This window comes from Enterobacter sp. SA197 (genome assembly GCF_054131575.1).
Map to the genome: position 1 here is coordinate 1,196,323 of NZ_CP096393.1, position 14,357 is coordinate 1,210,679.

At 51.4% G+C, this 14,357-nt stretch carries 14 protein-coding genes; 4 read left to right on the forward strand and 10 right to left on the reverse strand.

The features are described from left to right. Nucleotides 1-19 precede the first annotated feature (19 nt). The gene (locus M1D91_RS05400) at nt 20-1,048 is read right to left on the reverse strand and encodes an isopenicillin N synthase family dioxygenase (protein WP_437432508.1); all 1,029 of its coding nucleotides are present in this window, start codon (nt 1,046-1,048) and stop codon (nt 20-22) included. A 269-nt stretch (nt 1,049-1,317) separates the two neighbouring features. Here M1D91_RS05400 and M1D91_RS05405 point away from each other — a divergent pair, with 269 nt between their 5' ends. Both M1D91_RS05405 and ykgO read left to right on the forward strand, forming a co-directional pair. Then, a complete protein-coding gene (locus M1D91_RS05405) occupies nt 1,318-1,578 on the forward strand; it encodes a type B 50S ribosomal protein L31 (RefSeq protein WP_437432509.1) in 261 nt (86 codons plus the stop codon). A gap of 3 nt (nt 1,579-1,581) precedes the next feature. Further along, on the forward strand, nt 1,582-1,722 hold the full coding sequence (gene ykgO, locus M1D91_RS05410) for a type B 50S ribosomal protein L36 (protein WP_437432510.1): 141 nt from the start codon (nt 1,582-1,584) through the stop codon (nt 1,720-1,722). Here ykgO and M1D91_RS05415 read toward each other — a convergent pair. From M1D91_RS05415 to acrA, 7 genes are all read right to left on the reverse strand, one after another. Then, the gene (locus M1D91_RS05415) at nt 1,719-2,420 is read right to left on the reverse strand and encodes a GNAT family N-acetyltransferase (protein WP_437432511.1); all 702 of its coding nucleotides are present in this window, start codon (nt 2,418-2,420) and stop codon (nt 1,719-1,721) included. The two genes, ykgO and M1D91_RS05415, sit on opposite strands and share 4 nt — an antisense overlap. 155 nt (nt 2,421-2,575) lie before the next feature. After that, nucleotides 2,576-3,046: a YlaC family protein gene (locus tag M1D91_RS05420; protein WP_437432512.1), complete on the reverse strand. Its 471-nt coding sequence runs from the start codon at nt 3,044-3,046 to the stop codon at nt 2,576-2,578. A 99-nt stretch (nt 3,047-3,145) separates the two neighbouring features. Next, nucleotides 3,146-3,712 (reverse strand): maltose O-acetyltransferase, encoded by a 567-nt coding sequence (gene maa / locus M1D91_RS05425; RefSeq protein WP_437432513.1) that lies wholly within the window; start codon nt 3,710-3,712, stop codon nt 3,146-3,148. A 72-nt stretch (nt 3,713-3,784) separates the two neighbouring features. Continuing rightward, nucleotides 3,785-4,003, reverse strand: a complete 219-nt coding sequence (locus tag M1D91_RS05430; protein WP_437432514.1) for an HHA domain-containing protein — start codon at nt 4,001-4,003, stop codon at nt 3,785-3,787. A 26-nt stretch (nt 4,004-4,029) separates the two neighbouring features. After that, the gene (gene tomB / locus M1D91_RS05435; RefSeq protein ID WP_437432515.1) at nt 4,030-4,404 is read right to left on the reverse strand and encodes an Hha toxicity modulator TomB; all 375 of its coding nucleotides are present in this window, start codon (nt 4,402-4,404) and stop codon (nt 4,030-4,032) included. Between the two features lie 516 nt (nt 4,405-4,920). Next, the gene (acrB, locus tag M1D91_RS05440) at nt 4,921-8,070 is read right to left on the reverse strand and encodes a multidrug efflux RND transporter permease subunit AcrB (protein ID WP_437432516.1); all 3,150 of its coding nucleotides are present in this window, start codon (nt 8,068-8,070) and stop codon (nt 4,921-4,923) included. Nucleotides 8,071-8,092: 22 nt separating this feature from the next. After that, nucleotides 8,093-9,292, reverse strand: a complete 1,200-nt coding sequence (gene acrA, locus M1D91_RS05445) for a multidrug efflux RND transporter periplasmic adaptor subunit AcrA (protein ID WP_437432517.1) — start codon at nt 9,290-9,292, stop codon at nt 8,093-8,095. A gap of 141 nt (nt 9,293-9,433) precedes the next feature. On the opposite strand from acrA, the gene acrR reads away from it, so the two are divergent. Both acrR and mscK read left to right on the forward strand, forming a co-directional pair. Continuing rightward, complete coding sequence (gene acrR / locus M1D91_RS05450; protein WP_437432518.1) at nt 9,434-10,087, forward strand: multidrug efflux transporter transcriptional repressor AcrR; 654 nt, start codon at nt 9,434-9,436, stop codon at nt 10,085-10,087. Between the two features lie 176 nt (nt 10,088-10,263). Next, complete coding sequence (gene mscK / locus M1D91_RS05455) at nt 10,264-13,566, forward strand: mechanosensitive channel MscK (RefSeq protein WP_457976060.1); 3,303 nt, start codon at nt 10,264-10,266, stop codon at nt 13,564-13,566. Nucleotides 13,567-13,589: 23 nt separating this feature from the next. Here the strand turns inward: mscK and rsmS are convergent, their stop codons facing one another. Both rsmS and priC read right to left on the reverse strand, forming a co-directional pair. Further along, nucleotides 13,590-13,760, reverse strand: coding sequence for a pleiotropic regulatory protein RsmS (rsmS, locus tag M1D91_RS05460; RefSeq protein ID WP_437432520.1), 171 nt, complete (start codon nt 13,758-13,760; stop codon nt 13,590-13,592). 13 nt (nt 13,761-13,773) lie between these two features. Then, on the reverse strand, nt 13,774-14,301 hold the full coding sequence (priC, locus tag M1D91_RS05465) for a primosomal replication protein N'' (protein ID WP_437432521.1): 528 nt from the start codon (nt 14,299-14,301) through the stop codon (nt 13,774-13,776). Nucleotides 14,302-14,357: the final 56 nt, after the last annotated feature.

The window sequence follows — 14,357 nt, forward strand, 5'->3', positions numbered from 1 at the left end:
ATCCTTATATTGTTATGAGTTATACGATCAGTTGTTCACTGCGTTCGCGCAGCACATCGCGGTAATAGCGCTCGGCAACATCCGGGTGGGAACGCAAGCGGCCCTTCAGGTAGTTCCAGCCAACGTCCCGTAACAGTGGGTTTTGAGGATCGCTTTCCGGCCCCCGGGCTTCACGTGCCAGCGATTCAGGCAGTGCGTATACCGGGACAACGGCGTCCAGTTGCGCGCCCAGAAAGAACGCAATGGAGAGGCGCTCCTGCCCGGCCGGCGGCGACGTCACACGATGCACAGTGGCCCGCAGATAGCCGTTGGTCGCCAGTTCCAGCAGTTCACCAATGTTGACTACGAAGCTGCCGGGCAGTGGGATGGCCTCAATCCAGTTATTGGGGGAAACTTCGACCTCTAACCCTTTTTGCTCGTCCTGCAACAGGAAGCTCAAAAAGCCGGAATCTTTGTGGGCACCAACGCCCTGGCTGCTTCGGGTCCCCTCCTGACCGGGATAGCGAATCAACTTGATGTGTTCGTTGGGTTTCTCGCCATAGAGCGCATCAAAGGCATTGGCAGGGAGCTGTAATGCTTCGGCAAAGGCGCGCAGTAACACAACGGCCATGTCGGTCATCGATTTTTGCCAGGCAAGCAGGGTGCTTTTTAACGCCGGTTGCTCCGCAGGCCAAAGATTCGGCCCCTGTAACCGACCCCAGCGGGGGGCGCTCTCGCTTAACGCCAGTGCGGGACGCTCTGCGCCAATATCAAACTGTTCGCGCCAGTCCGGTTTACCGCGGGTCAGCTCTGAGGCGGCACGGTTGTATCCGCGAAAATGGGGGGAGTTGATCATCGCTACCTGCTGTTTTTGCTCCTCGTTTAGGGCAAAAAAGCGGCGGGCTTCCTGTTGAACGGTGTACTGAAGCGCGTCATTCACACCGTGGTGTGTGAGATAGAAGAAACCAATATCGCGCGCGGCGGTGCGCAATTGCACAAGGAAAGCATCGCGTTCAGCGGGATTGAAGTACCGCGCCAGGCTGAGGATAGGTAAGGTGGTGGCGTTCATTATGTTCTCCGGATAAGGGGTCGCAGGTGTTAATGCTTTTCAGGGGACGGGGTCTGGCACAACAGCAGCGCATCATGATGCTTTCCTCACATGTGGTTTAACGCCAGCTTGCCCTAAGCCCAGCCATTCAACCAATAACGTTCTTTTCTAATTTATGTCGGCGTGGGGTTCGTTGCTTTTGCGAAAAACAGATAAGGCGTGGCAGTTGCGGTGGCCGGATAAATTCGTTATGATTTTTGTTATGTTATAACAAAACATGTGAGAGTAAGATGAAACCCGATATTCACCCGTACTACCGTACCGTGGTGTTTCATGACACCAGCGCGGATCAGTACGTTAAAGTAGGCTCGACCATTAAGACCGATCGTGAGATTGAACTGGAGGGCAAGACCTATCCTTACGTCACGCTGGATGTGTCATCAGCGTCGCATCCGTATTACACGGGCAAGCAGAAGGTGGTGGGAACCGAAGGCAGCGCAGCCCGTTTCCAGCAGCGTTATGGCCGTTTTCTTGGCACCAGGCGGGACTAAACTATGCAGGTACTGAACTCTTTACGCAGTGCAAAACAACGCCACCCTGACTGTCAGATAGTCAGACGCAAGGGGCGTATTTATGTGATCTGCAAATCTAACCCGCGCTTTAAAGCGGTTCAGGGTCGAAAAAAAAGAGGTTAACGACGATACGCTTCGAGAGTGTGTCGTTGCCTGCCGTCGGCCGAGAAGTTGTCGGCGGCAAGCCATTTTCTGAACGCCTGGTCTAACTGCGGCCATTCACCGTCAATAACTGAAAACCAGTCGGTATCCCGGTTGCGGCCCTTCGCAACCAGAGCCTGACGAAAACGCCCTTCATACTGAAAACCTAACCGCAGTGCAGCACGCCTTGAGGGTTCGTTAAGGCTGTTGCATTTCCACTCATAGCGGCGATAGCCCAGCGTTTCCATAACGTAATGCATTAACAGCCACTGTGCTTCCGTCGCAGCGACCGTTCGCGTAAGCAGGGGCGAGAAATGCACGCTTCCTACCTCCACCACGCCATTAGCGGCATCAATGCGCATCAGTGAGAGAGAGCCGACCGGAGACTGCCTTCGCGTATCAATCACGGCAAAATGAAGAGGATCCTGTAATTCGCACACGCTGGCGACCCATGCACTGAAGGATGCCAGATCCTGATCCGGTTCACGCAAAAGCCAGGTCCAGCTGCGCGTATCGCCAGCAAGGCTGTGCGCTGCGAAAAGGGCAGGTGCATGACCGACCTGAAGGGGCTCCAGACGGCAATATTGTCCCTCAAGCGTGACGCGCTGCGGAAAAGGGCGTGGCTGCCAGTCGGGCAGGGCATCCCCCACCGGTTGTCCGTACTGATTGCGTTGATTCATTGTCTCTCCCCTATGTCATCAACCCAGCGTAAAGCGTTGCGGGTTGGATAAAAAGAGCCACAATGAACAATTTTTACGGTGCCATTTTGGGATGCTGTCCCTTCGTCGGTCTTTGCGTTTATGCCCGAATGCGCTGCGGTGAGACACCCAGGTTCTTACTGAGCGGCATCTTGTCTGGAAAGCGTGAAAACATCGTAAAACGAGAGTTCGCCTTTGCGGGCAATCATTTTCTGCAGTTGGGTTTTGCTCTCAACATCCACGCCCGGGGAACTGAGGATGGCGCTGATTAACTCCTGAGGAACAAAACGGGTGTTATACCATTCGCCGTTATAGCAAACGCGAAAGTCCAGAACATCGATATCGTCGTAACGATAACGTGGGGAGACATCGAAGAAGAAGAAGGCGTTGAGCAGGCCAAACAGCACCACCAGCAGCCAGACTGAGTCTTCAAGCGTTTCTGATAGCAGCATAACCGCGAGTGTCGCAAAAAAAGCGAGGTACATGCCGACAAAAAGCCCGGGGTGTTTGCGTATAAAGCTGATGCTAAACCGTGGACGATTGTCACGCTTTTCGCGCTGGTTAATATCGTCAATGGTTTCGCTGAGCAGCCGCTGGATCTCTGTCATCTGGCGCCTTGTATGATCTGATATGCTGGGGAATGCGATATTTTAAGTTGCCATAATGTGTGAAAAAAGTAACAGTTGTGCGGCAAAAAATGATAACAGTTACGCCTTTTGCTCTGGCAAGGTTTTGATCACACGAGCCGGATTGCCGCCCACCACGGTATTGGCAGCAACATCTTTCACGACAACCGCACCGGAGGCAATGACGGCGTTATCGCCGATCGTGACGCCGGGATTGATCACCGCGCGCCCGCCTATCCAGACGTTATTGCCGATGCGTACGGGCTTACCGAATTCGAAACCGCTATTACGCTCAGTGGCATCCAACGGATGCGTTGCGGTGTAAATATGCACCCCTGGCGCCAGCATGCAGTTATCACCAATATGAATAGGGCATACATCGAGCATCACGCAATCAAAATTAGCGTAAAACGCTTCACCTAAATAAATATTGTAGCCGTAGTCGCAACGAAAGCTGGGTTCAATATATGCTCCGCGACTCTGGCCCAATAATTCTTCAAGTATGGCGTTACGCTCGGCTTTGTCGTGCGGGCTGGAGTGATTATAACGGTGAAGTAAGGCTCTGGCATGCAGTCGATCAGCGCGCAGCGTCTCATCGGCAGGCTGATAGGGAAGGCCCGAAATCATTTTTTGTTTTTCTTCATTCATGAAGATAACGCGCACCTGTTAAAGCCTGTTAAAGCCTGTTAATACGAAAGCCATAATAAATGTTGGCAAAGATTAGCGTACAAATTTCCATACGGAGGAAGGAATTTTGTCATAAAGCTTATTCATGGTGAGTTCCGCCAGGCGGTGGTCGGCTGCTGAATAAAACACCGTTAGTTCATCATCCGGCAGTTCGTATTTATTTTTTTCAATAACGCGTTCCAGGGTGTCAATTGACTGACAGCGTCGTAAACGCATCAAATAATCAACTTTGGTTAATGGCTTTTCGGACATAACTTTACCTTTACTGGTTGTAATATTTAACAGGAATGGCTAACAGGGTGAGCCTTGCTCACATTCACAAAACAGCGAAACAGGCGATTGCCTGATTGACGCCATTTCTGCAAGTCTAGTGTGTTGATACCGTAACTACTGAACAGCATAAACGTATCATCAAGGTATTCGTCTATCTGCTCAATCAGCTTATTATCTTCATTATACTTAATTTTATAATTAAGTGCGAAGGTTGCGATATGCTCGATCAACTCATTTAACTGTAAGTTGATTGCAGACGTAGGATCATTAACCCATCCATGATGACTTTCTTCAAGATTGACGAGACAGTCATGGTACAACGTTTCGCAGAGAAATTTAAGCTGTGCGATATCATGCCTTTTTGGCGAGTATTCGTCCATCACGCATCCCCTTCTGAGTCGATTTTTTTACTAATTTAAACACTGCTCGGGATGGAAACTTCTGATCTGACCAGAAGCATAAGCTGCTTTCTGCATTGATTTAACTATAAGCCAGTCTTAAAGAGATTTCATGGCGCTATTACGAAAAATTACAATTAATCCTTACCTTCTCCAGCGAGGCGCTGGAACCCCATTCATAAAGGCAATTTTACGCACTGACTACGTGGAGAAAGCTGAGCAACATCTCTTAAACTTCATCAGGTTAGCAAAAGCAACACGCTATTTGACTAATATAAACGATCGAAAACGAGAATAACCAGGAACATTCTTACTTAAAGAGATTGTACCAGTTCATTAAGAATAATACCTGGATATATAAAATACAGTTTCAATGCCGTATTAATTCTAAGCCTAATTGATGATTCATAAAATAAACAGTCAGACAATAAGAGCATTTAATGATACGTGTAACGGAGATGAAAAAGGCCGCTTACGCGGCCTTTTCTTTTAAGGTTTTCAGTGTTGCTCAACCTTATGGCTGTGCTCCACATCTTCATTTTTACGGCTAAATCGACGGCGTACCACCACGAAGAAGACCGGAACGAAGAAGATGGCCAGTACCGTTGCGGTGATCATACCACCCATTACGCCAGTACCGACTGCGTTCTGTGCGCCGGAACCAGCACCAGAGCTGATAACCAGCGGCAGAACCCCAAGGATAAACGCCAGCGACGTCATCAGAATAGGACGCAGACGCATACGCACCGCTTCCAGGGTGGCTTCAATAAGCCCTTTGCCTTCTTTATCCATAAGGTCTTTGGCGAATTCCACGATAAGAATCGCGTTCTTCGCCGACAGGCCAATGGTTGTCAGCAGACCTACCTGGAAATAGACGTCGTTCGTCAGTCCGCGGAAGGTTGCTGCCAGCAGCGCACCGATGACACCGAGGGGAACAACCAGCATAACGGAGAACGGAATCGACCAGCTTTCATACAAAGCGGCCAGACACAGGAACACCACGATTAACGAGATGGCATACAGGGCAGGGCCCTGGTTGCCGGACAGACGTTCCTGATAGGACATCCCCGTCCAGTCGTAACCAATACCGGTCGGTAATTTACCGGCCAGCTCTTCCATCATCGACATGGCTTCACCCGTACTCTTACCAGGTGCAGCCTGACCGAGGATTTCCATGGACGGTAAGCCGTTGTAACGTTCCAGACGCGGTGAACCGTATTCCCAATGCGACGTCGAGAATGCAGAGAAAGGCACCATCTGTCCGTCAGAACCACGTACATACCACTTGCCGATGTCGTCTGGCAGCATGCGGTATTTTGCCTCTGACATCAGATAGACTTTTTTCACGCGGCCACGGTCGATAAAGTCGTTCACATAGCTACCGCCCCATGCTGCGCCCAGCGTGGTATTGATATCGCTAAGTGAAACGCCCAGCGCCTGTGCTTTTTCCTGATCGATATTGATCTTGAATTGCGGTGTATCTTCCAGACCGTTCGGACGGACGCCAACAAGCAGATCGGGATGTTTTGCAATCTCACCGAATAACTGATTACGCGCCTGCATCAGTTTGTCGTGACCAAGGTTCGCCTGGTCAATCAACTGGAAGTCAAAACCGGTTGCCGTACCCAGCTCCACAATCGCGGGCAGGTTAAAGGCGAAGACCATTGCGTCCTTGATTTGTGAGAAGTGCGCACTTGCACGTCCTGCGATCGCCGGGACTTTATTTTCTTCACCCGGACGTTCATCCCAGTTTTTCAACGAGACGAAGGCAAGACCGGTGTTCTGACCACGTCCCGAGAAGCCGAAGCCGTTAACGGTAAACACCGAGTTTACGTTAGCTTTTTCGTTGTCGAGGTAGTACTTAGACACTTCATCCAGCACTTTCTGCGTACGTTCCTGGGTCGCGCCAGCCGGAAGCTGTGCCATGGTCAGGAATACGCCCTGGTCTTCATCAGGCAGGAACGAACTTGGCAGACGAACAAACAGCAGCGCCATGCCCACCACGATGATAACGTACAGAATCAGGTAGCGACCGGTACTACGCAGGATGTTACCCACGCTATCGGTGTAGTGGTGCGTACTCTTATCAAATACCCGGTTGAACCAGCCAAAGAATCCTTTCTTGTCTTCGCCATGATTACCTTTAGCCACCGGCTTGAGCATAGTCGCACACAGTGCTGGTGTCAGAATCAATGCCACCAGTACCGAGAGTACCATTGCAGAAACGATGGTGATGGAGAACTGACGGTAAATGGCACCGGTTGACCCTCCGAAGAAAGCCATCGGAATAAATACCGCCGACAGTACCATCGCGATACCCACCAGGGCGCCCTGAATCTGGCCCATGGATTTCCGCGTCGCTTCTTTAGGTGACAGCCCCTCTTCGGACATCACACGCTCAACGTTTTCTACCACCACGATGGCATCATCGACGAGCAGGCCGATCGCCAGCACCATACCAAACATGGTCAGGGTGTTTATCGAATAGCCAAAGATAGAGAGGATGGCGAAGGTCCCAAGCAGAACGACAGGTACCGCGATAGTAGGAATCAGGGTCGCACGGAAGTTTTGCAGGAACAGATACATAACCAGGAATACCAGTACGATCGCTTCAACCAGCGTTTTCACCACTTCGTTAATAGAGATCTTAACGAATGGGGTGGTGTCATACGGATACACCGCTTTCAAACCGTGCGGGAAGAACGGCTCCAGCTTGGCAATGGTCGCACGTACTGCACTAGCGGTATCCAGCGCGTTCGCACCAGTGGCAAGTTTAATACCCAGACCGGAAGCGGGTTGGCCGTTATAGCGAGCGATAACGTCATAGTTCTCGCCGCCAAGCTCAATCTTCGCCACATCACGCAGACGTACCTGTGAACCATCCGGGTTCACTTTCAGCATGATTTTCCCAAACTCTTCTGTCGAGGTCAGACGGGTCTGCGCGATGATTGAGGCGTTCAACTGCTGGCCCTTCACCGGTGGAGTACCGCCCAACTGACCGGCCGCCACCTGGGCGTTCTGCGCTTTAATCGCGGTAATAACATCGACAGGAGTGAGATTGAAATTGTTCAGTTTGGTCGGGTCCATCCAGATACGCATCGCATACTGCGCACCGAACAGCTGTACGTCACCCACGCCGGTAGTACGACTGACCGGGTCCTTGACGGTTGCGCCGACATAATCCGCAATATCTTCCTGAGTCATGGAACCGTCGGTACTGATCATACCGAGAACCATCAGGAAGCTACTGGAGGACTTCTCAACGCTAACACCCTGTTGCTGTACTTCCTGCGGTAACAACGGCATCGCCAGCTGCAGTTTATTCTGCACCTGAACCTGCGCGATATCCGCATCCGTACCGGAATCAAAGGTGATAGTGATTTGTACAGTACCTGAAGAATCACTGGTGGAGGACATGTAGAGCAGGCCATCGATACCGTTCATGTTCTGTTCGATAACCTGGGTCACGGTATCCTGCACCGTTTTGGCATCAGCACCTGGGTAGGACGCGCTGATCTGAATTGCCGGTGGCGCAATGGTGGGATATTGCGCAACAGGCAGCTTCAGGATCGCAAGACCCCCAGCCAGCATGATGATGATTGCGATCACCCACGCAAATATGGGGCGATCAATAAAGAAATTTGGCATGTCTTAACGGCTCCTGTTTAAGTTAAGACTTAGAAGGCTGGGACTGATCGCCTGCCTGAGACTGCTCTTTGTTATCTGCCGTCACTTCCTGAGCTTTTACCTGCGCACCGGGTTTCACTTTTTGCAGCCCGGTAATAATGACGCGGTCGCCAGCTTTAAGACCATCGGTTACCAGCCATTTGTCACCAATGGCCTGGGCTGCGGTAAGCTTACGTATTTCCACTTTATCGCCTTCGCCCACCACCATTGCGGTGGCTTCACCACGCGGTGTACGCGTCACGCCCTGTTGCGGCACCAGCAGCGCGTTAGGGTTGGTTCCCTCTTCAAGTTTCGCGCGTACAAACAGGCCCGGCAGCAGCGTCATCTCTTTGTTAGGGAAAATAGCGCGCAGGGTGATAGAGCCGGTTGTCTGGTCAACGGTAACATCAGAAAACTCAAGCGTGCCGGTCTGCGGATACTTCATGCCATCATTAGTAACCAGTTCCACCTTCGCTTTGCCATTCTCTTGTTTCAGCGTGCCGTTCGCCAGTTCCTGCTTCAGACGCAGGTAGTCATTACTGGATTGGGTTACATCAACATAGATAGGATCGAGCTGCTGAACGGTGGCCAGTGCGTTTGTTTGACCGGATTGCACCAGAGCCCCTTCAGTCACGGAAGATTTACCAATGCGACCACTAATAGGCGACGTCACTTTGGTATAAGCGAGGTTAATGCGCGCGGTTTCCATGGCAGCTTTTGCAGCAACGACCGCAGCAGAGGCCTGTTGTGCATCAGCCCGTGCAGTATCAAAGTCCTGTTGGCTGATGTACTTAGTGCCAACCAGTTTCTGATAGCGGTTCAGGGTCATTTGCGCAATATTCGCAGCGGCCTGCGCCTTCGCTAAATCACCTTTAGCGCTTTCGTAGGAGGCCTGATAGGTAGCCGGATCAATCTGATAAAGTGAGACACCCGCTTGAACATCACTACCTTCAGTGAAGTTGCGCTTTAAAATAATACCACTGACCTGCGGACGGACTTCCGCAACACGAAATGCGCTGGTCCTGCCCGGAAGTTCTGTTGTGACCTGCAGAGATTCAGTTTTGAGCGTCACTACGCCCACTTCTGGCATCTGCCCCGCACCTTGTTGTTGTTCTGCGGGTTTTTCGTCACATCCTGTAAGCGCTAAGCTGCCTGAAAGCATCAGAACGACCGCCAGAGGCGTAAACCCTCTGTTTTTGTTCATAAGTAAACCTCGAGTGTCCGATTTCAAATTGATCAATGGATCACGTATCCCAAACCCATTGCTGCGTTTATATTATCGTCATGCTATAGTACAAACATTCATAAATGTATGTAAATCTGACTCCTGTCAATTCACCAACATATGGCACGAAAAACCAAACAGCAGGCTATGGAGACACGTCAACACATCCTTGATGTGGCAATGCGTCTTTTTTCCCAGCAGGGCGTCTCTTCTACCTCCCTTGCAGATATTGCGCAGGCGGCCGGGGTAACACGTGGTGCAATTTACTGGCACTTTAAAAACAAGTCTGAATTGTTTAGCGAAATCTGGGAATTGTCAGAATCCAGTATTAGCGATCTTGAAACTGAGTATCGGGCAAAATTCCCCGGCGATCCACTCTCAGTTTTAAGGGAAATTTTGGTCTATGTCCTTGAAGCTACCGTTGTTGAAGAACGTCGTCGACTAATGATGGAGATCATCTTTCACAAGTGTGAATTTGTTGGCGAAATGGCCATCGTTCAACAGGCACAGCGTAATTTATGCCTCGAAAGTTACGATCGTATTGAACAAACGCTCAAAGAGTGCATGGAGGCGAAATTATTGCCGACCAACTTATTAACACGACGAGCGGCTATCCTGATGCGGGGCTACATTTCCGGTATCATGGAAAACTGGCTATTTGCCCCCCAATCCTTTGACTTAAAAAAAGAAGCCAGAGATTTTGTGGCCATTCTACTCGAGATGTGCCGCTTTTGCCCGACGCTGCATAATAACTCGGAAAACGGAACAGTTTAAAACCCTTCTGTGCGGAAATTATCGCCCCCTTTCTGGGTGACCAGGTTGTCTATTTATCGCGGCATGTTATCCTTCGGCGTTGGCTAGTTTCGGCCCTCTTCCCTGTATACAGATTAATCACGCAAATGATGCCGCAATTCACTCGCTCATGCCGTCCGCTCTCAGCTTTCGCTGTCATGCTCATTATCTTTGTCTGCTTTGTGGGCAATGCCATTGGGGCGACCGCCGCCAATGATTTACCTTCCCGCAGTGATGTCCAGAGCCAGCTTGACGCACTCAATAAACAAAAAGATCACAGCGCGGTGGATAAGCTGGTCATTGAAGACCTGACCGCTACGCTGGAGACGCTTGATAAAATCGAGCGGGTAAAGCAGGAGACCATCCTGCTTAAACAGAAAGTGACCCAGGCACCGGATAAACTGCGTCAGGCCACGGACGCCCTGAACAGCCTCAGCGATAAAGACAACGATGACGAAACGCGTAAAACGCTGGCAACGCTATCGCTGCGCCAGCTTGAGTCGCGCTTAGCCCAGTTGCTTGATGATTTACAGACGGCGCAGAACGATTTATCCAACTACAACAGCCAGCTGGTTTCTCTGCAAACGCAACCGGAGCGTGTGCAGAACCAGATGTATACGTCCTCACAGCAGTTGCAGCAGATTCGTAATCGCCTAAATGGCACGGCAGCGGGAGAAGGGGCATTACGCCCGACGCAACAGGCGTTGCTGCTGGCTGAACAGGCATTACTGAATGCGCAGATTGAGCATCAACGTAAAAGTCTGGAAGGCAATACCACGCTACAGGATACCTTGCAGAAGCAGCGCGATTATGTCACCGCCAACAGCAATCGCCTTGAGCATCAGCTTCAGTTGCTGCAGGAGGCGGTGAACAATAAGCGACTGACGTTGACAGAAAAAACCGCTCAGGAAGCAGTTACACCCGATGAAACCGCGCGGATTCAGGCCGTGCCTTTGGTGAAACAAGAGTTAGACGTTAACCATCAGTTGAGTCAGAAACTCATCACCGCTACGCAAAATGGTAATACGCTGGTTCAGCAAAACATCAAAGTGAAAAACTGGCTCGACCGTGCGTTACAGTCTGAGCGTACCATTAAAGAGCAAATTTCCGTTCTGAAAGGGAGTTTGCTGCTGTCACGCATTCTTTATCAACAACAGCAAACCCTGCCTTCGGCCGATGAGCTGGAAGACATGACCAATCGCATTGCCGATCTGCGTCTTGAACAATTTGAGGTCAATCAGCAGCGTGATGCGCTGTTCCAGAGCGACACCTTCGTAGCCAAACTGGAAGAGGGGCATCAGAGTGACGTAAACGACGAGGTTCACGATGCGCTGCTGCAGGTGGTGGATATGCGTCGCGAGTTGCTGGATCAATTAAATAAGCAGTTAGGCAACCAGCTGATGATGGCCATTAATCTTCAGGTGAATCAGCAGCAGTTAATGAGCGTGTCCAAAAGTCTGCAAGAGATCCTGACGCAGCAAATCTTCTGGGTAAACAGTAATAAACCAATGGACTGGGACTGGATTAAATCTTTCCCCCAGGCGCTCAAAGATCAGATCAGCAAAATGAAAATCACCGTTAACTGGGAAAAAGCCTGGCCTGCGGTGGCGATTGCTTTCCTGACGGGATTACCGCTGCTGCTGATCGCGGGACTTATCCGCTGGCGTCTGAGCTGGTTGCGTAGTTACCAGGCAAAACTGGCCTTACAGGTCGGACAGTTACGTAACGACAGCCAATTGCATACGCCGAAAGCCATACTGATTGACCTGATTCGGGCGCTCCCGGTGTGCCTGATTATTCTGGCGATCGGGCTGATATTACTGACCATGCAGCTCAACATCAGTGAACTGCTGTGGGCGTTCAGTAAAAAACTGGCAGTGTTCTGGCTGGTCTTCGGGCTGTGCTGGAAAGTCCTGGAAAAAGATGGTGTGGCGGTTAACCACTTTGCAATGCCGGCACAACTGACCAGTCACTGGCGTCGACAGATTGTCCGCATCAGCCTCGCGTTGCTGCCTCTGCATTTCTGGTCCGTCGTCTCTGAGCTGTCCCCCTTACATTTAATGGATGACGTGCTGGGGCAGACCGTTATTTTCCTGAACCTGCTGGTGATCACCGCCCTCGTCTGGCCGATGTTCCGTGAAAGCTGGCGTGATAAAGAGTCGCATAGCATCCGGCTGGTAACGATCACGGTGCTGGCCTTTGTGCCGATCGCATTGATGGTGCTGACCGCGACGGGGTACTTCTACACCACGCTGCGCTTGTCCGGGCGCTGGATTGAAACCGTCTATCTGGTGATTGTCTGGAATCTACTCTACCAGACCGTATTACGTGGGCTGAGCGTGGCTGCCAGACGTATTGCCTACCGTCGTGCGCTGGCACGCCGTCAGAATATGGTCAAAGAGGGTGCCGAAGGGGCTGAACCGCAGGAAGAACCCACTATCGCGCTGGAGCAGGTCAACCAACAGACGCTGCGCATTACCATGCTGGTGATGATCTCTCTGTTTGCGGTCCTGTTTTGGGCAATCTGGTCGGATTTGATCACTGTTTTCGCCTATCTCGATAGCGTTGTACTTTGGCACTACAACGGCACTGAAGCGGGTGCAGCGGTGATGAAAAACGTCACTATGGGCAGCATGTTGTTTGCTCTTGTGGCCTTTGTGGTTGCCTGGGCGTTGATACGAAACCTGCCCGGTCTGCTGGAAGTCCTGGTGCTCTCGCGACTCAATATGCGTCAGGGGGCGTCCTACGCCATCACCACTATCCTCAATTACATCATTATTGGGGCCGGTGCGATGACGGTGTTCGGTTCGCTGGGCGTGTCATGGGACAAACTGCAGTGGCTGGCGGCAGCCTTGTCGGTGGGCCTTGGGTTTGGCTTACAGGAAATATTTGGTAACTTCGTCTCAGGGCTTATCATTCTGTTCGAACGTCCGGTGCGTATTGGCGATACGGTGACAATCGGGACCTTCTCTGGTTCGGTCAGTAAGATCCGCATCCGTGCCACGACAATCACCGATTTTGACCGTAAAGAGGTCATCATTCCGAACAAGGCGTTTGTGACCGAACGTCTGATTAACTGGTCACTGTCCGACACCATCACCCGCGTGGTCATCCGGCTTGGCGTCGCCTATGGCTCAGATCTGGATAAAGTGAAAGCAATCTTATTGCAGGCGGCGATGGAGCATCCGAAAGTGATGCATGATCCAGAGCCGTCGGTCTTCTTCACGACCTTTGGCCCCAGTACGCTGGATCACGAACTGCGCCTGTACGTGCGTGAACTGCGCGATCGTAGCTATACCGTTGATGAGCTGAACCGCACCATTGATAGACTATGTCGTGAAAACAACATCAACATTGCCTTTAACCAGCTTGAGGTGCATTTGCGCAATGAGAAAGGTGAAGAGCACCAGGAAGTGAAGCGTGAGCGCAGAGGGGATGACCCAACGCCTGCCCTAAAATAATGTAAAGCCGACCCGCGCTCTCCTTAAGGAGAGAGCGGGGACGAGGGTGAAAGTCCCTCGATCTTCTTCTCAAAATCCCGTCTTACTATCTCCAGCGCTTTCAGTGCCGTATCGGGCGCAACCTGATGCTCTTCCAGCAGCATAATCAGGTCCACCGCCAGCTTGATTTCATCCGGGGCATTTTCCAGTGACATTTCCTCTCCTCGTTTAGCGTGTCAGATGCGCCAGCACGCGTTCAATTTTATCCAGCGCGTGACGGCAGCGACGGAGCCTTTCTTCAAACGCAATAATCTCTTTATGGAGCTGCTGCTGCTCGGCGAAGGTGGCAACCTGGCTGACTTTTTCTTCGCGCTCACGCTTCATCGCAAGCAGACGCTGCTCAAATTGCTGGTGCTGTAAGCGCTTGCGTTGCCATTTAGCGATACCGGGTTTAGCCGCGTCCCAGGACCGCAGTGACCAGACGGCGCTTTCACGCACCAGGGCGGTGAGTTGCGACGCCAGGTGCTCCGCAAGCCAGGCTACCTGAGGAGCGCGCTCTGCATTCACGGCATGGCGCAGCGCTGCGAGATTGTCGCGTGCTTCGTCAAGATAAGCTCGCATCATCGTGCTGCGGGTGCGAAAAAGTTGCCGATCGAAACGGGGACTCACGGTGGCGTGCGAAGACAAGGGAGCCATCTCCCTGGCGAGCGCGGATAATTTTTGTTCCAGCGCCTGTAACAGCAACATGCTTTTCACTTCCCATTCCCCTGAAAATCCTGCGACTATGCTACAGTAGCCGCTCATCTTGATAA